This is a genomic window from Thiomicrorhabdus sediminis (assembly GCF_005885815.1).
Lineage (GTDB): Bacteria > Pseudomonadota > Gammaproteobacteria > Thiomicrospirales > Thiomicrospiraceae > Thiomicrorhabdus > Thiomicrorhabdus sediminis.
The window spans coordinates 869327-886683 of sequence record NZ_CP040602.1 but is presented as its reverse complement, the minus strand read 5'-3'; the positions used below and the strand labels follow the sequence as shown (position 1 = coordinate 886683).

Sequence of the window (17357 nt, the reverse complement as noted above, 5' to 3'; positions counted from 1 at the left end):
TATTTTCAGCGCAATTGCGCCAATCCCCAAGCAATCGCAAAGAGAGTTTTGATGATTGGGCAGAGCGGTCAGTTTTCGCTAGGCTGCAACGCGATATCGACAATCAATTCATTCGCCAAATGCTCTAACTCCTGCTGTATCAATGCGGCACTGACATCAGCAGGCACCTGTAGTTCGATATTGGCTTTAAACAGTTGCTCACCCGACATTGAAGCCTCCACCACTTCGGTATAGAGTTCATCGACACTGGCATTCAAACGCGCCAGCACCGAAGATATCTTATGAATAATACCCGGCTGGTCCTGCCCCAATAGTTCTATATGATAGGTTTTTGAGGCAATGCCATGATTACTGGCCAGAGAGTCCTCAAACATCACTTTCAAACAGAGCTTTTCAGAGTTTTGCAAAGCCGTTTTGAATGACTCGATATTCTCTTTTGGTAGACTGACACTCAAAATCCCGGCAAACTTACCGGCCAGACTGGCCATTCGGCTTTCCACCCATTCCCCCTGATGCTCGACTATCAATTGCGACAAGCTTTCCACCAAGCCCGGCTTATCATCACCCAATACGCTGATTACAATTGACTGCTTCATGATTCGGCCTCCTCGTACATATAATCGCTGATTGAAGGACAAGAGCAGATCAGATTACGGTCGCCATAGACATTATCGACCCGGCCGACCGGGCACCAGTATTTATCACTGCGCAAACTCTCTAAGGGATAAGCGGCCAATTCACGACTATAGGCGTGCTGCCAGTCATCGGTCATTAACATGTCTGCGGTGTGTGGCGCATTTTTTAGAGGATTGTCTTCTCGATCCAAAACACCGGCAATGACATCGTTGATCTCTTTTTTAATGGCAATCATCGCATCACAGAAACGATCCAGCTCATATTGCGATTCCGATTCGGTCGGTTCAATCATCAAGGTTCCGGCGACCGGAAAAGACATGGTCGGCGCATGAAAACCGTAATCGATGAGACGCTTGGCGATATCCTCTACACTGATACCCGATTCCTCTTTAATGGCGCGAATATCGACAATACATTCATGAGCGACACGACCATTGTCATCGCTATATAAAATCGGATAGTGATCGGCCAGACGGCTGGCGATGTAATTGGCATTTAAAATAGCAATTGCTGTTGCTTGGTACACACCTTCTCGCCCCATCATGCGGATATAACTCCAACTGATCGGCAGAATCCCGGCACTTCCCCACGGCGCCGCAGATACCGCGCCCACATACTGAGGCGCACTATCGTCCTGCACAACCGAATAGCCCGGTAAGAACGGTGCCAGATGGGCTTTGACACCAATCGGTCCTACTCCCGGTCCTCCCCCACCATGTGGAATGGCAAAGGTTTTATGAAGGTTGAGATGGGAGACATCTCCACCAAAATGCCCCGGCGCGGCAAGGCCGACCATCGCATTCATATTGGCGCCATCGATATATACCTGTCCTCCGGTTTGATGCACCATCTCACAAACCGTCTTCACCGAAGGTTCAAATACGCCATGAGTGGACGGATAGGTAATCATAATCGCGGCGACCTGATCGGCATACTTATCCAGCTTGGCTTGTAGATCTTCAAGATCGATTTCTCCTTTAGCCGAGGTTTTCACGACAACGACGTCCATGCCTACCATCTGTGCCGAGGCAGGATTGGTGCCATGTGCCGATGCCGGGATCAGGCAGATATTACGCTGCTCCCCCTTGGATTGGTGGTAGGCGCGTATCGCCAATAGACCGGCATATTCACCCTGCGCGCCGGAATTGGGCTGCAATGAGACTTCATCATATCCGGTGGCAGCGCAGAGCATCTGCTCCAATTCCTGGCAAAGCTGTTGATACCCCTTGGCTTGCTCTAATGGAACAAACGGGTGTAGTCCGGCAAACTGCGGCCAGGAAATCGGCATCAATTCGGCGGCGGCGTTTAATTTCATAGTACAGGAACCTAGAGGAATCATTGCCCTATCAAGCGCTAAATCCTTATCGGCAAGCTTGCGCATATAACGCATCAACTCAGTTTCCGAGCGGTGCTGCTTAAAGACATCCTGTTGCAGGAATTCGCTGCTACGGTACAAATCGCCATTGATAATGCAGCTTTCACATTGCGGCAGAATATCTTCGGCAAGAAAGGTGATGCCATCACTGCCGACAAACACCAGCCATAGCGATTCGATATCTTCAATCGTAGTGCTTTCATCAATCGATAAACCGAGATGATCATTATCAATCATGCGTAAATTGATTTGATGATCTAAAGCGCGCTGATAAATTTCCTGCGCCTGATTCGGGGTATGGATTTTCACCGTATCGAAATAACACGGGTTGGTGATTTCAAAACCGAGACTCTGCAAGCCTTTAACCAGAACCTGAGTATAGCGATTGACGCGATAGGCAATCTTAGTCAAACCTTCAGCGCCGTGATAGACCGCATACATACTCGCCATAACCGCCAATAACGCCTGGGCAGTACAGATATTACTGGTCGCCTTTTCACGGCGAATATGCTGTTCTCGCGTTTGCAGAGCAAGACGTAATGCCGGTTTACCACGGCTATCCAGCGACACGCCTATCAAACGCCCCGGCATGGAACGCTTGAATTGATCCTTGGTCGCCATATAAGCGGCATGTGGCCCACCATAACCTAAAGGCACTCCAAAACGTTGGGTATTGCCGACGGCGACATCCGCGCCCATCTCGCCGGGTGGTTTCATAATGGTCAAGGCCAATAGATCGGCCGCCATGACCACCAATGCTTTTTTAGCGTGCACCTGATCGATCAACGCCCGGTAATCAATGACATCGCCATAGGTATTCGGATACTGCAATAAGATACCGAACAGATCATAGTCAGCAATATCATCGGCCGGATTGCCGATGACCACTTCGATGCCCATCGGCTCGGCTCGAGTTTTGACAACATCGATATTTTGCGGATGACAGTCTTCGGCGACAAAAAACACCTTACCTTTGGATTTGCTCATGCGCTGACACAAGGTCATGGCTTCAGCGCAAGCGGTCGCTTCATCAAGCATGGAAGCATTGGCAAGCTCCATCCCGGTAAGATCTGACACCATGGTCTGGAAATTGAGCATTGCCTCAAGGCGGCCTTGAGAAATCTCGGCCTGATAAGGCGTATAGGCGGTATACCAAGCGGGGTTTTCTAAGATATTGCGTTGAATCACAGGAGGGGTCAAAGTATTGTAATAGCCCATGCCCAGATAGGTCTTATAGCAAAGGTTTTTATCCGCAATCTGCTTGAGTTCAGCCAGCGACTGATGTTCGGTCAGCCCTGCCGCTAATGCCATCTCGTCTTCACGACGAATCGCCCGCGGCACGATCGCTGCAAGCATTTCATCAATGGAATCATAGCCAAGTTGTTGCAGCATCGCTTGCTGCTCACTTTCATCCGGCCCCAGATGGCGCTGGATAAAGGACTCACTCTGCTGTAATTCCTTTAATGATTGGTTATTTAACTCAAACAGATTAAATAGCATAAAAATTCTCCGCAATGTCGAATCTTATTTTCGGCGTTGTCATTTGGCTTGTTTTATGACTGATCGCAAGTTAATAAAAACCGGATACAAAAAAAGCGCTTGAGGTTTTGCCTGCAAGCGCCTTTTTATTTAAGCTTCTTCTTCGGTTAGAGCTTGATAAGCATCCTCGTCCATCAAGTCATCCAAATCACTGGCATCGGACAACTCGACTTTGATAATCCAGTTGGCCATCGCATCTTCGTTAATCAGTTCGGGCTCGTCATCGAGAGATTCATTGACCTCGACAATGGTACCGTCAACCGGTGCAAATAAATCACTCGCCGCCTTAACCGATTCGATAACGGAGATCTCCTCTCCTTTGCTGATGCTGTCACCGACTTCCGGTAACTCAACAAACACCAAATCACCCAATTGCTGTTGAGCGAAATCGGTAATTCCGATTAGCACGGTGCCATCGCCATTGTCCTGCACCCATTCGTGCTCTGCGCTGTATTTAATCTGACTCATGAGGTTGCTCTCCTTAAACGCAATCTGTATGGTTTTGTCATCATTTGAAATGATGAGTACTCACCCTGTAATGTTGCTTATTTTAAACCGATTGCATTGGCATTTGTAAGCGCTTTAACGCCATTTGTAATTTTTTCTGTTTTTAGTTGCCGCGATAATAATTGGCTTGAATAAACGGTAAACCGACCACCTCTACCTCGACCAGTTTATTGCGCACCTTGGCAAATAAACGGGTACCGTTTACGGCCAACTCTGTGCTGACAAACCCGATCGCAATCGGCGCATTGACACTCGGGCCGAAACCACCGCTACTGACAAAACCGATAAGGTTATTACCGGCATCGAACAACTCCGCCGGGTCACGTACCGGCATTTTACCCAGCGCTTGAATGCCGACTCTTTTGCGACTTACTCCCTGTGCCAGTTGCTGCATAATGGTTTTATCGCCCAAATAACCTCCCGGGCGAATGCCATCGGCACGGCGCGCTTTCGATAAAGCCCAATTCAGGCTCGCCTCAACCGGTGTGATTTCTGTGGATAACTCGTGACCATATAGGCATAACCCGGCCTCCAAGCGTAATGAATCACGCGCCCCGAGACCGATCATTTGCACATCGTCATCGGTGAGCAACACTCTGGCTAGATGTTCGGCCTGTTTGGCAGGCACCGAGATTTCAAAACCGTCCTCACCACTGTAACCGGAGCGGGTGACGAAACATTCAATGCCATCAAGCTGCAGCCATTTAGCCGTCATAAACACCATCTGCGCCGACTCCGGTGCCAATTGCGCCATAATGCGCGCCGCCTGCGGCCCTTGCAATGCCAACAAAGCTCGATCACTAAGCACTTCTATATTGCATTCGTCTTCAAGGTGGTTTTGCAAATGCGCGATGTCCTGTTCTTTACAGGCCGCATTGACCACTAAAAACAGGAAATCCCCCGCATTGGTGACCATCAAATCATCGAGCACGCCGCCCTCTTCATTGGTGAATAATGCATAACGCTGACGCATCTGCGGCAGATCGACAATATCAACCGGTACCAGTTTTTCCAATGCCTGCGCGGCCTTGGCACCGCTGAGTTTGACTTGCCCCATATGTGAAACATCGAACAAGCCTGCCGCTGAACGGGTATGCAGATGCTCTTTTTTCACCCCTAAAGGATACTGTACTGGCATTTCATAACCGGCGAACTCAACCAGTTTTGCTCCCAGTTCCTGATGCAGGTCATATAAAGGTGTGCGTAACAAAGCGGATTGTGTCATGGCGTCATCCTTAATAGCGGTGAGTGCTTAAAATAATAAACTTTGCGTTAAAACTGTTTTCCGGCCAAAAGCCCCAGCCAGACCGCAACCAGACAAACGACAACGCTGACAAGTATATTCAACATCGCCTTGCTCAGCTCGCCCACTTGAATGTATTGCATGGTCTCATAAGAAAAGGTGGAGAAGGTGGTAAAGGCACCAAGAAAGCCGACCAGAAGAAATGAACGCCATTCGGTGGTCAACGCCAATTTATCGATAATAATCACGCTGAGCAACCCCATTAGAAAAGAACCCAACACATTGACCGACAAGGTACCCCAGGCGAAATCACGCCCCAACCATTGATAAACCTGATGCGACATGGCAAAACGCGCGGTCGCCCCCAAAGCCCCACCCAAAGCGATAGCAATCCACAGATTCATGGTTTCCTTATCCTTTATTGATCCAAGTTAATGCCATTGATAACTGGCAAATAAAAGCTTTTAAACTGTTCTATTTACGCCTTTTATAAATCGCTTGCTGATTTAACTGTTGCAAGTGGCGCATTTTCGCGGCAATCTTAATTTCCAAACCACGCTCATTCGGCTGGTAATAATCTTTTTCCGCCATCTCTTCGGGAAAGTAACACTCACCGGCGGCAAAGGCTTCCGGCTCATCGTGTGCATATCGATAACCTTCACCATAATTAAGCTCCGCCATCAGCTTGGTCGGCGCATTGCGCAAGTGCAAGGGCACTTCATGCGAACCGTGTTCGCGAATATCGGCCAATACCGATTTATAAGCCATATAAACCGCATTCGATTTGGGTGCCACCGCCAGATAGCTGGCGGCATGCGCCAAAGCCAAATCACCTTCCGGCGAACCGAGACGTTCGTAAGCCTCGGCCGCATTGACGGCAACCTGTAAAGCCTTCGGATCGGCATTACCGATCTCTTCACTCGCCATGCGAATCAGGCGGCGCGCCAGATAACGCGGGTCGGCACCACCATCAAGCATTCTCACCAACCAGTATAAAGCGGCATTGGCATCGGAACCGCGGATCGATTTATGCAAAGCGGAGATTTGATCATAAAAGGCTTCACCGCCCTTGTCGAATCGACGTACACCTTGATGAAGCACTTCCTTGCAATGCTCCATCGTCAAAATGACTCGACCTAGCTCTTCACTGATCACCTCGTATTCGGCAAAATCCATCGCCTGTTCAAGACTGTTCAGCAAGCGTCTGGCGTCACCGTCGGCGGCATCAATCAGCATCTGCTGAGCGGCGTTATCGATCTCTACCTTAACCTCGGTACCGCTGCTTAAATCCTGCTCAAGCAGGACAATCGCTCTCTGTAACACCTGTGCCAACTCGTCTTCATCAAGCATGCGCAGCACATAGACTTTGGCACGGGATAACAGCGCATTATTCAATTCAAAGGACGGGTTCTCGGTGGTGGCGCCGATAAAGATAAAGGTGCCGTCTTCGACAAACGGTAAAAACGCATCCTGCTGAGCCTTGTTAAAACGGTGCACTTCATCGACAAACAATAGTGTGCCCTGCTGAAACTGCTGGCGATGCAGTTTCGCCTGTTCGACCGCGGCACGTACTTCCTTGACCCCATCGAGCACTGCCGACAAACTGATAAACTGTAAACCTGACTGTTTGGCAATCAAACGCGCCAACGTGGTTTTACCGACTCCCGGCGGCCCCCAAAAGACCATCGAATGCAAACGCTGCGAAGCCAGCATTTTACTTAAGGCTCGATTCGTTCCCAGCAGATGCGTCTGGCCGACATACTCTTCAAGCGTCTGCGGGCGTAACCGATCCGATAAGGGCTGATAAACAGACATGACTATTTCGGCTGACCAATCAAATCGATGCCAGCAGGCACTTCAAACTGAAAACGTTGCAACGGAATGACCTTATTGGACTCGATATTTTTGAATTTCACCTTGGTGATATTATCGATGCCTTGATACATCCAGACCTCGACCATCTCGCCGTTTTTCATACCGACATCGATACTCTGAAAAAAGGTTGGCGACTTTGGCGTCAAATTGAACCAGTTCATACCGTTACGGCTGCTCGATTCGATAATGTCGTACTTCTGCTCAATCGGCTCGTTATAAAGCAACCAACTTAGTGGAATCTCATTTTTGATATCTTTAATCGGGCGCACCGAGACCTGGTCTAGATCCAAGTCATAAACCCAAAGGTTTTCGCTGTCGACAACAATTTTCTGTTCACTCGGTTGCTGATACTGCCAAATCAAACGCCCCGGACGACTCAACTCCATCTGACCTTGAGAGCGGTTTTCGGTAAAGGTCGATTCATCCGGCTGAGTCTGGATAAAGTCGGCCTTAAAAGTCACCAAGTTATTAACGTAATCCTGTAATAACTGGCCTTTGGCGGCCTGCGCATTGCCAACCAGCAATAGCGAGACAATAAAAAGCAAACGGTAACTAGAGAACATACGATTCAAAATAGATAAGGGGCAAAGCGCGACCTGCACTGAAAATTCCTTTAGATTCATTTCATTATTCTTGTGGTTTAGGAGCCAAGACTTCACGGTTACCATTGGCTCCGGCAGTGGAGACAACACCGGCGGATTCCATTGCCTCAACAATACGCGCGGCACGGTTATAACCGATCTTGAAACGACGCTGAATCGATGAAATCGATACACGGCGCCCCTGGACAACAAACTCGACCGCTTCATCATACAGCGCGTCTTGCTCGGCGTCATCCGAACCACCGGCACCACCATCATTGCCGTGATTGGCCTGAGTAATCGCTTCAAGATATTGTGGCTGCCCTTGCTGCTTGATGAATTCGGCAACACTATGCACTTCTTCATCGGTCATAAAGGCACCGTGAACACGTTTAGGCGAACCGGAACCCGGCGGCATAAAGAGCATATCCCCCATCCCCAATAACTGCTCGGCACCGCCTTGATCGAGAATGGTACGCGAGTCGATCTTGGTATTTACCATAAACGAGATACGAGTTGGAATATTGGCCTTGATCAGGCCGGTAATAACATTCACCGACGGACGCTGTGTTGCCAGAATCAAATGGATACCTGCGGCACGCGCTTTTTGCGCAATACGGGCAATCAACTGCTCCACCTCTTTACCGACCACCATAATCATGTCGGCAAACTCATCGACCACGACAACAATATAAGGTAAAGGCTCCAGCGTTGGTGGCATTTCGCCCATTTCACCGGCAAAGCTCATTTTCTGCTGGTAAAGCGGATCGATAATCGGCTGTCCCTTATCTATGGCCGCTTGCACTTTTTGGTTGAAACCGGCGATATTACGTACACCCATTTTCGCCATCAATTGATAACGGCGATCCATCTCGAATACACACCAGCGTAAAGCATTGGCCGCATCACTCATATCGGTGACCACCGGGGTCAACAGGTGTGGAATGTCTTCATACACCGATAATTCGAGCATCTTCGGGTCGACCATAATCAAGCGTACTTGTTCCGCAGTGCTTTTATAGAGCAGGCTCAAGATCATACTGTTGACCCCGACCGATTTACCGGCTCCGGTGGTACCGGCCACCAACAGGTGCGGCATCTTGGCAATATCGGCGACGACCGGTTTACCGGAAATATCCTTACCTAAAGCCACGGTAAGCGGTGATGAAGCTTGCTGGAACTCTTCCGAGGAGAGTACTTCTCGGAAACTGACGATTTCACGCTGCTCGTTCGGAATTTCGATGCCGACTACTGCCTTACCGGGAATAACATCAACCACACGTACCGATTTGACCGACAAGACTCGCGCCAAGTCTTTGGCCAGGTTATTGATTTGACTGACCTTAACTCCTGGAGCCGGTAAGATTTCAAAACGCGTGACCACAGGGCCCGGCTGCACCGACTCGACTTGTACGGCAACGCCGAATTCCATCAAACGCTGTTCCAATAAACCGGAAAGCTGGGTCAATTCCTCTTTGGAAAAACCTTCATCATAAGATGGCGGCGGATCAAGCAATTCCAGTTTAGGTAACTCGGCTTTTTGCTGAATGACCGCATTGCTGGCTTGCTGTTTCTGACCGACTTTGACTTGGGACACCGGTTGAGATTGCGGCTCTAATGCGACTACTGCTGGGGCAATATCACTGTCTTCAGCGGCTATATTTGATTGCAAAGAAACCGGTTCATTACTGTCAGCCAACTGAGAAGAGTCGCTGCTTGGTTCATCAGTCATTGGCTGGTTTGCCAATTGTGGCGCAACGGTGTCGTTTTCTTCGGTTAATTTCGGCGCGCTATCCGGTTCTAATTTAAATGCCGAACTATCTATGGTTTTTTCCATATGCTCATCAGCAGGCGAAACATTACGTCGGCTTTTAGCCATGACTTTATCAGTCAAACCCTGCTTCACCGCTAACGCTTTATGCAACCACTTGTTGCGTGCGGCAACGCCATCGCCGGATGCGGCAAATTTATCGTTGATCTGAACTCGCGGCTTCTCTTCATCACTGTCGCTGCGGTTGGCAACAACGTCATTGAATTTTTGCTCGACAAACTTCCAGAACCGATAAGCCTGCTCACCGGTAAACTCAATAATCGTTAACCAAGAACAACTGCTTAACATACTGATGGAAACCGCGAACAACACCAACAATAAAAGCGTCGCGCCCAACAGATCAATAGAAGCGACTAGCCCATTACTCAATTCATACCCCAAAACGCCACCGGCTGAATAAGGTAAAGGCACCAGTGCATCCGGTTGCATAAACAGGTTTGCCAAACCGGCACCGGAAGAAATCAATAACAATAAACCGAGCAGACTGACGACAAAACGTAAATAGTCGGTTTCATTACCATTGCGCAGCTTTAAGGTAATCCAACCGGCCAATAAAATACCGAATGGAATCAGAAAACCGAATACACCGAAGACATACAGCAGCATTGACGCCAACCAGGCTCCGGTTTTACCGCCGTAATTATTGATGGCATAGCCGTCACCGACCGAATCAAAGCCAGGGTCGGTATTGGAATAACTGAATAGAACTAAAAAGAGGAAAAAGGCCAAGCCGATGCAGCTGAGTACGACTCCGTCTTTTATGATCCAAGCACAACGTTTCATTTTTGATACGCCGCTGTCATCTTGACTGCTCTCGGCACTAATCGCATTGCTTTGTGAACGATTGGGTTTAAAAGACATTGATTACAACGAAGCCCTTTTATTGAAATCTGAAAGATGCTGCGATATCTGATCAAATCAAATCGCAACTCTATTAGTATTGTTTATAGGCAAAAACAGCCCTAAACCAGCATTAGGCATAGCTTAACGCAACTTATCTGTGCAATGAATAGCGAGTTAATTCAACTCAAGCTATCAGTCACGATTGCCGCCACAATTTAAGCGAACTTAAATTTCCAAAACTGCTAAAATTTTAGCACAGTTAACAAACAGAGTTGGACTATAAGCACCAAGCCATTTAGCAGGCTGTAAAACGGGTTTGAGACCTCAACTGCCTCTCTGTTATAGTACACAGAAATTGAATATCACATAGACAACTTTAAAGGATAACTTTATGGCCACTAAACATTGCAAGCTACTTATTTTGGGTTCCGGCCCTGCCGGCTATACCGCAGCCGTTTACGCAGCACGAGCAAACCTTGAACCGGTGATTATCACCGGAATGCAGCAAGGTGGTCAGTTAACCACAACTACCGAAGTCGACAACTGGCCTGGAGACCCTGAAGGCCTGACCGGTCCGGATCTGATGGTTCGCATGCAAAAGCACGCCGAACGCTTCGGTACAGAAATCCTGTTTGACCACATCCATACCGCTGAACTCAGTGAAAAACCGTTTAAGTTAATCGGTGATTCAGGGGAGTACACTTGTGATGCGCTGATTATCGCCACCGGTGCATCGGCCAAATATCTTGGCCTGGAATCGGAAGAAGCCTTCAAAGGTAAAGGGGTTTCCGCCTGCGCGACTTGCGACGGTTTCTTCTACCGTAAGCAGAAAGTTGCGGTGATCGGTGGTGGTAACACGGCGGTTGAAGAAGCGCTTTATCTATCGAATATCGCTGATGAGGTGACCATTGTGCACCGCCGCGACAAATTCTCCTCGGAAAAGATCTTGGCCGACCACCTGCATGAAAAAGCGGCCAACGGCAATATCAAGATCGAATTCAACTCGACCCTAGAAGAAGTGGTCGGTGACAATATGGGCGTAACCGGTATCAAGATCAAAAACACAGATTCCGGCGAAATCAAACAGATTGATCTTGCCGGCGTCTTTATCGCCATCGGCCATACCCCGAATACAGCCATGTTCGAAGGTCAACTGGAGATGGACCACGGTTACATCAAAGTACAAAGCGGTCTTCAGGGTAATGCAACGCAAACTTCGATTCCAGGCGTGTTCGCCGCTGGTGACGTCATGGACCAAACCTACAAGCAGGCGATCACCTCGGCCGGTGTAGGCTGCATGGCTGCGCTGGATGCCGAAAAGTATCTGGATAACCTATAAAGCCCTTTTCCATAATCAAACGTTAAGCAGGATATGGTCTTCATACTTGGTTAACGTTTGAGTATTTCAAATAACTCGATATTGAGTTAGCATCAATCCCTCCAAACAAAATAAGAAGGTTACTTTATGAAAAAGCCGCTGATTCTTGCTATTGGCTTATTAATCTCACAAAATGCATTTGCTGCCGAACTGACAACAAATGAGCAGAAAGCCAGCTATACACTGGGTACGGACATGGCAAAAAATCTGACTCAACAAGGCCTGACCATTGATGCCGAAGCATTTAGCCTGGGTGTAAAGGATGCATTGAGTAACAAACCATCTCGTCTATCCGAAGAAGAGATGATGAAAGCAATTGCCGAAGTCAAAAAGACCATGATGCAGAAGCAAGAAGCGATGCGTAAACAGCAAGCAGAAGCCAATCTTGCCGCCGGTAAGCAATTTATGGCCGAGCACGGCAAACAAGACGGCGTAAAAACGCTGGATAACGGCATTCAATACAAGATCATCAAATCAGGTAAAGGCGAATCACCAACTGAAAACGATACCATCTTCGCCCACTACGAAGGAACCTTTATCGACGGTAAGGTATTCGATAGCTCGTACCAGCGCGGTACCCCGCTTAAGTTCCAGATGGGCAATGTCATCAAGGGCTGGGGCGAAGTACTGAAAATGATGAAACCTGGTGACAAATGGGAAGTGGTAATCCCATCTGAACTGGCCTATGGCGAGCGTGGTGCCGGTCAAGCAATTGGACCAAACCAAACACTGCGTTTCACCATTGAGTTGATTCAATTCACCAGCGATAACAGCTAAGCTCACTAGCCTTAGCTGATTAGGCCGCTTGGATCCATGAGGACAAGCGGCTTTTTTATTGGTCTAAAATTTTACGATAATAGAGCATAAAAAAAGGCGAGTAATCCATTGATTACCCGCCTTTTCTGAAACCGATCAAACAGTTGGTTTAATTCGCTTTACGACCTAGAGATTGCTCATCGTCAGTCGGTAACCTAAAGCCAAGTTCCACGGCACGCTCTTTACAGTAATCGACTGCAAAATCAAGCAACTCACCTACCGCACGATGACGGAACTTGTGTTTCTGACGAACATGGGAGAACGGACGTAAAATAGGTGGATCCAGAGGAATTGCTTTGAGCGTACCCAAACGCAACTCTTTAGCAAGCGTGGTACGAGATACCACAGCGATACCGACATCGGATTCAACCGCCATCTTAACCGCTTCAGGACTACCTAACTCCATAACCACATTCAAATCACTATAGCTGAAACCTTGCTCACGAATATAAGCATCGATTACCTGACGAGAACCGGAGCCCTCTTCACGTGAGATATAAGCGTACTTACGGAACTCTTCAACCGTTACCTTATCGCGTTTCGCCAAAGGGTGATCCAACGGACAAATTAACTGCATTTCATCAATACGACAAACATCCACCTCAAGGTTTTTGTTTTGCACCGGTGCTTCAACAAGCCCCAAATCGATCATGTTGTTTTCGACCATAGATACGATTGCTTCAGTATTACCTACCTGCAAACGGATATTGACGTCTTCGAACTGTTTCTTGAAAGCGCCCAGCAGACTAGGCAACATATATTCGGCAATGGTGGTACTCGCACCGATTACCAAAGAACCTGTTACCTCACCCGTTAATTCTCGTACCTCACTATTCATCTTCTCATAGTGTTCAAGAATCTGATCGGCATAGTCGTAAACAACCTTGCCCGCATCGGTCAATGTAATCTTGTTATGGGTACGATCAAATAGACGAGTATTGAAGAAATCTTCAAGCTGCTTGACTTGGAATGTCACCGCTGGCTGAGTCATATGAAGCGTTTCCGCAGCCTTGGTAAAACTCATTACTTTAGCAACAGTATGGAATACCTGAAGACGTCTGTCTGCCATCCGCTATTTCCTTTATAGATCAATATAAATTCTAATTATGGTTTATGAATATAGGCGTTTACTTATGAAATGTCAAACAACTTGGCGGACCGATTGGTTTTTTTTTGACGATAGCTCAAAATGACTACAAAACCTTGTGGATTAAGCATTGGAGGTTGCTCAATAAAAAGACAACGACAAACATCAAACAGAGATTAATTGGCAAAATCAACAGCTCAAGACAACCTCCCACTAACGGTTCAAATCGTTCTTTAAAGCCTTAATCTCTTTTTTCAATTCTGAAATCTCATCACTCATGTGTTTGACGATATGCTCGACATGCTTTTGATTTCTTTCTTGTTGTGCTGCCAAACGCTGATCGGTCTGCTTCATATAATTAAGGATATCGCGCTCCAACTGGCGCTGTTCTGAACCAATCAAAAAAGCGGAAATATTCGCCGTGACCAGCGAGAAAAAGACGACGCCGAATAAAATCAGCACCATACCGAAAATACGCCCCTCGTCACTGACCGGCACCACATCACCATAACCAACGGTGGTAATGGTTACCAAGGCGTACCAGATACCTTCATGGAAAGTTCGGTCTTCCAAAAATGCAAAGAGCCCACCCGCTGCAATAATAATAAAGGCAAACACCACCAATATCTGACCGAAGCGGTTGCGCCCCATGATCTGTACCAGATCGCTAAAGAAACCGGTAAAGAAACGGATAAACAACACTAACCTCAAAGAACGGATAATGGTCGCCCAATCGCTGCCCCACTCCCACCAAGGAAATGCGGCAACCACAATCGCTATATTGAGCCAGTTCTCCTTAAGATAGAGCACACGATTATTGACAAAATAAAGGTTGACCACCAGCTCAAGAAAAAACACCAGCCAGACAAGATTGGTCAGCCAATTGGCATCATCGAGTTGATGACTGTAGAGCATCAATAGTTGGGCAAAGACAACAAACAACGCTATCAGGACAAGATATTCAAACGCTCGTCCGATTCGACGCGCTTGACGATTCTCTGTCGGGTTAACCCCCGCCACTCCCAATAAGGCATTGATTCTCATCAAACTGTCTCCCCTATAGTTATATTCAGAGCTTTAACTGAAAATGTTTTAATCTCGTTTCGCCAAGTTCGGCAAGGCTTCGCGGCCATTCAACGCCTGCCCCATCAACCAGTTCTTCACCCAGGTCATACGGTTTGCCAAGGATAAAAAAGGCTTTCTTATCTGTTGTTTGATTTCGCTGTCTTGCTTAAACAGCCAATCAAAACCTTCCATAGAACGTTGTACTATCGCATTGTCGCCACGACGCCAACGTTCGTATTTACGCAATACCGACTGACGCCCCCACGACTTACCTTGTTGACGCGCTTGACTTAAGGTTTCCACCAACGCGGCAGCATCCAACAGACCTAAATTAACTCCCTGACCTGCCTGTGGATGAATGGTATGGGCGGCATCGCCCACCAAAGCCAGATGGGGCAAGACGTAATGTTTGGCATGTCGACGCACTAGAGGAAAGGCACCTCGCTGTGAAACTTCCAACACCTGACCTAAGCGAAAACCTGACGCCTTTTCCAACTCATTGGCGAATGCTTTGTCATCCAACTCTAACGCCCACTGTTTTTTATCTTCCGGCAGATACCAGGCGATAGAACTGACATTGTCCGACATCGCCAAATACGCAAAAGGACCGTTTGCGGTATAGCGTTGCCAACAGGCATCTTCATGGGAAAGTTCGGTTTTCACACAACCGACCACCGCACACTGCTGATAACTGTGCTCTTCGACCGCAATACCGGCAAGTTCGCGAACCTTGGAAAAGGCGCCGTCGGCACCAATCAATAATGGCGTTTGCCAAGTTGTCTCGCCGATTATCACCTCCGCATAATCGGCATAAAGCTTAACATCAGCTAAGGACTCATTAAGACACAAACTGATCTTGTCATGTGCTTGCAACTGCTCCCATAAAGCCGCCTGAATCACATCGTTTTCCACGGTATAGCCAAGATTGGGTTCATCCATTTCCGCGGCACTGAAAATCACCTCGCCAGGATTCACTTCATCCCAGACGCGCATAGAGGTAAAGGCATGATAACGGCGCTTTGCAATCCCCTGCCAGGCTCCGAGATTTTTAAGAATATTTTCCGAGGCTCGCGTTAAGGCGCTGACACGTAACTGATAGGGTTGTTGCTCAGTCCATTCAACTGATGGAACATTTTTTTCAACCACCAGGACATTAAACCCCATTTGCGCCAAACCTAAAGCGGTTGCGGCTCCGACCATGCCGCCGCCGACAATAATCACATCATAACGATTATTTTCATTCAGCTTATTGACCACTTTATGAACCACTAGTTACGTCTCCCGTACATAGAGAATTTGGCAAAACGACGTTTCAATCCAGGCATCGCCTGCAGTGCCATTAAACCCAGGCCTCGTAAATGCCCGACCAGCGGTGAGCCATGCTGAAAAAGTTGAATCAGACTATCGGTCATGCCCATCACTTTTTTATGATCGTCCTCACGCGAAGCGGCATAGTTTGCCAATAGCGATAGATCACCAGGGTCTTGAGTCATCTGCTTGCCTTGCAACACCTGTAAAAATTGTTCTATATCTCGAATCCCCAAATTCAAACCTTGTGCGGCGACAGGATGTTGGGTATGGGAAGCATTACCCATCAATAAGGCGCGCCCTTTGGTCATTCTCGGAGCATAGGATTCGGTTAAAGGATAAGCGATACGAGGACTGACTTTGGTGAAACACCCAAGACGCTCGCCCATTTTCTCGGCAAAACGCTCGATATACTGTTGATCGTCCAACGCTTGAATTTCCGCAAGCTGCTCTTCCGGGCAAACCATTACCGCTTTATGAGCATGACCAAACATCGGCAATAAAGCCACTGGACCCTGCTCGGTAAAACGCTCAAACGACCAACCGTTTGGATGCTGTTCGGTTTCGATTTGCGCGAGCACCGCATAGGCATGATACGACTTCTGTTGCATTGGCAAGCCTAACTGCTGGCGAACTTTGGATTCGGTGCCATCCGCCCCGATAATCAATTTAGCGCTGATCGTAAGCAGTTGATTCGAGTCATCAAGGGGTTGGATATTGGCACTGATTGCATCGCCGTCATCAACGAAACTCACCAATTCGGCAGGACTGATGATTTGCAGATTCTTTTGCGCAACGGCCTTTTGCCATAGTACCTTGCCCAGATCTTGCGACTGAACACTGTAACCAAGAGCTGGCACCGACAGATCGTCAGCATGCAACGTCGTTAACCCCATATAACCCTGCTGGGAAACATGAACATGCTCGATCGCGGTGGTTAAAGGCTCTAGTTCGGACCAGACCGAAACTTGTTGTAGAAAATCGCTGGAACCTTTTGATAAAGCCAGTACACGTCCGTCAAATGCGTTACGCGGCTCGGTTTGGGCCTTTTCATTGCCGGCTTGTTTGGCGAACTCAGGCAAAAAACGCTCGACCATCACAACCTGATAGTCTTGTTGCGCCAGAGCAATCGACAATAGCGTACCGACCGGTCCACCGCCGACAACCAAAATATCGGCATGGATATCAGCACGCAGATCAGCCGGTTGTGCCGATTGAGTCGATTCGGTTGGGTTATTAAAAGAGTCGCTTTGCGTCATAATTCAGTCTATTG

14 protein-coding genes are annotated in these 17357 nt (G+C 47.9%); 2 read left to right on the top strand and 12 right to left on the bottom strand.

Going from position 1 to position 17357, the window contains the following annotated elements; all coding sequences use genetic code 11:
* Positions 1 to 68 precede the first annotated feature (68 nt).
* From FE785_RS04035 to FE785_RS04000, 8 genes are all read right to left on the bottom strand, one after another.
* The gene (locus FE785_RS04035) at positions 69 to 596 is read right to left on the bottom strand and encodes a glycine cleavage system transcriptional repressor (protein WP_138564544.1); all 528 of its coding nucleotides are present in this window, start codon (positions 594 to 596) and stop codon (positions 69 to 71) included.
* Complete coding sequence (gcvP, locus tag FE785_RS04030; protein ID WP_138564543.1) at positions 593 to 3511, bottom strand: aminomethyl-transferring glycine dehydrogenase; 2919 nt, start codon at positions 3509 to 3511, stop codon at positions 593 to 595. The genes FE785_RS04035 and gcvP overlap by 4 nt, the downstream gene beginning before the upstream one ends.
* Before the next feature lie 129 nt (positions 3512 to 3640).
* Positions 3641 to 4018: a glycine cleavage system protein GcvH gene (gene gcvH, locus FE785_RS04025; RefSeq protein WP_138564542.1), complete on the bottom strand. Its 378-nt coding sequence runs from the start codon at positions 4016 to 4018 to the stop codon at positions 3641 to 3643.
* Positions 4019 to 4160: 142 nt separating this feature from the next.
* The gene (gcvT, locus tag FE785_RS04020) at positions 4161 to 5282 is read right to left on the bottom strand and encodes a glycine cleavage system aminomethyltransferase GcvT (RefSeq protein WP_138564541.1); all 1122 of its coding nucleotides are present in this window, start codon (positions 5280 to 5282) and stop codon (positions 4161 to 4163) included.
* Positions 5283 to 5329: 47 nt separating this feature from the next.
* The gene (crcB, locus tag FE785_RS04015; protein WP_138564540.1) at positions 5330 to 5704 is read right to left on the bottom strand and encodes a fluoride efflux transporter CrcB; all 375 of its coding nucleotides are present in this window, start codon (positions 5702 to 5704) and stop codon (positions 5330 to 5332) included.
* Between the two features lie 70 nt (positions 5705 to 5774).
* A complete protein-coding gene (locus tag FE785_RS04010) occupies positions 5775 to 7115 on the bottom strand; it encodes a replication-associated recombination protein A (protein WP_138564539.1) in 1341 nt (446 codons plus the stop codon).
* 2 nt (positions 7116 to 7117) lie between these two features.
* The gene (gene lolA, locus FE785_RS04005) at positions 7118 to 7798 is read right to left on the bottom strand and encodes an outer membrane lipoprotein periplasmic chaperone LolA (RefSeq protein WP_238696357.1); all 681 of its coding nucleotides are present in this window, start codon (positions 7796 to 7798) and stop codon (positions 7118 to 7120) included.
* A gap of 4 nt (positions 7799 to 7802) precedes the next feature.
* A complete protein-coding gene (locus FE785_RS04000) occupies positions 7803 to 10448 on the bottom strand; it encodes a DNA translocase FtsK (protein ID WP_138564538.1) in 2646 nt (881 codons plus the stop codon).
* A 373-nt stretch (positions 10449 to 10821) separates the two neighbouring features.
* Between FE785_RS04000 and trxB the strand changes: the two genes are divergently transcribed.
* A complete protein-coding gene (gene trxB / locus FE785_RS03995; protein WP_138564537.1) occupies positions 10822 to 11769 on the top strand; it encodes a thioredoxin-disulfide reductase in 948 nt (315 codons plus the stop codon).
* Between the two features lie 126 nt (positions 11770 to 11895).
* Positions 11896 to 12585 carry a BamJ family beta-barrel-assembly machinery protein gene (locus FE785_RS03990; RefSeq protein ID WP_138564536.1) on the top strand — a complete coding sequence of 230 codons (690 nt, stop codon included), beginning with the start codon at positions 11896 to 11898 and terminating at the stop codon, positions 12583 to 12585.
* 148 nt (positions 12586 to 12733) lie between these two features.
* Here FE785_RS03990 and FE785_RS03985 read toward each other — a convergent pair whose 3' ends face one another.
* The 4 genes from FE785_RS03985 to FE785_RS03970 form a co-directional block, all read right to left on the bottom strand.
* The gene (locus FE785_RS03985; RefSeq protein ID WP_138564535.1) at positions 12734 to 13693 is read right to left on the bottom strand and encodes a LysR family transcriptional regulator; all 960 of its coding nucleotides are present in this window, start codon (positions 13691 to 13693) and stop codon (positions 12734 to 12736) included.
* Positions 13694 to 13924: 231 nt separating this feature from the next.
* Entirely contained in the window at positions 13925 to 14755 is an 831-nt protein-coding gene (locus FE785_RS03980) for a potassium channel family protein (protein WP_238696356.1), read from the bottom strand.
* A 48-nt stretch (positions 14756 to 14803) separates the two neighbouring features.
* Positions 14804 to 16045: a UbiH/UbiF/VisC/COQ6 family ubiquinone biosynthesis hydroxylase gene (locus tag FE785_RS03975; RefSeq protein ID WP_238696355.1), complete on the bottom strand. Its 1242-nt coding sequence runs from the start codon at positions 16043 to 16045 to the stop codon at positions 14804 to 14806.
* Entirely contained in the window at positions 16045 to 17343 is a 1299-nt protein-coding gene (locus FE785_RS03970) for an FAD-dependent monooxygenase (RefSeq protein ID WP_138564533.1), read from the bottom strand. The genes FE785_RS03975 and FE785_RS03970 overlap by 1 nt, the downstream gene beginning before the upstream one ends.
* Positions 17344 to 17357 lie beyond the last annotated feature (14 nt).

Coding starts and splice junctions, on each gene's coding strand:
- FE785_RS03990 (WP_138564536.1), top strand. CDS start 11,896: ATGAAAAAGCCGCTGATTCTTGCTATTGGCTTATTAATCTCACAAAAT.
- gcvT (WP_138564541.1), bottom strand. CDS start 5,282: ATGACACAATCCGCTTTGTTACGCACACCTTTATATGACCTGCATCAG.
- trxB (WP_138564537.1), top strand. CDS start 10,822: ATGGCCACTAAACATTGCAAGCTACTTATTTTGGGTTCCGGCCCTGCC.
- FE785_RS03970 (WP_138564533.1), bottom strand. CDS start 17,343: ATGACGCAAAGCGACTCTTTTAATAACCCAACCGAATCGACTCAATCG.
- FE785_RS04000 (WP_138564538.1), bottom strand. CDS start 10,448: ATGTCTTTTAAACCCAATCGTTCACAAAGCAATGCGATTAGTGCCGAG.
- crcB (WP_138564540.1), bottom strand. CDS start 5,704: ATGAATCTGTGGATTGCTATCGCTTTGGGTGGGGCTTTGGGGGCGACC.
- FE785_RS04035 (WP_138564544.1), bottom strand. CDS start 596: ATGAAGCAGTCAATTGTAATCAGCGTATTGGGTGATGATAAGCCGGGC.
- gcvP (WP_138564543.1), bottom strand. CDS start 3,511: ATGCTATTTAATCTGTTTGAGTTAAATAACCAATCATTAAAGGAATTA.
- FE785_RS03985 (WP_138564535.1), bottom strand. CDS start 13,693: ATGGCAGACAGACGTCTTCAGGTATTCCATACTGTTGCTAAAGTAATG.
- FE785_RS03980 (WP_238696356.1), bottom strand. CDS start 14,755: ATGAGAATCAATGCCTTATTGGGAGTGGCGGGGGTTAACCCGACAGAG.
- lolA (WP_238696357.1), bottom strand. CDS start 7,798: ATGAATCTAAAGGAATTTTCAGTGCAGGTCGCGCTTTGCCCCTTATCT.
- FE785_RS04010 (WP_138564539.1), bottom strand. CDS start 7,115: ATGTCTGTTTATCAGCCCTTATCGGATCGGTTACGCCCGCAGACGCTT.
- gcvH (WP_138564542.1), bottom strand. CDS start 4,018: ATGAGTCAGATTAAATACAGCGCAGAGCACGAATGGGTGCAGGACAAT.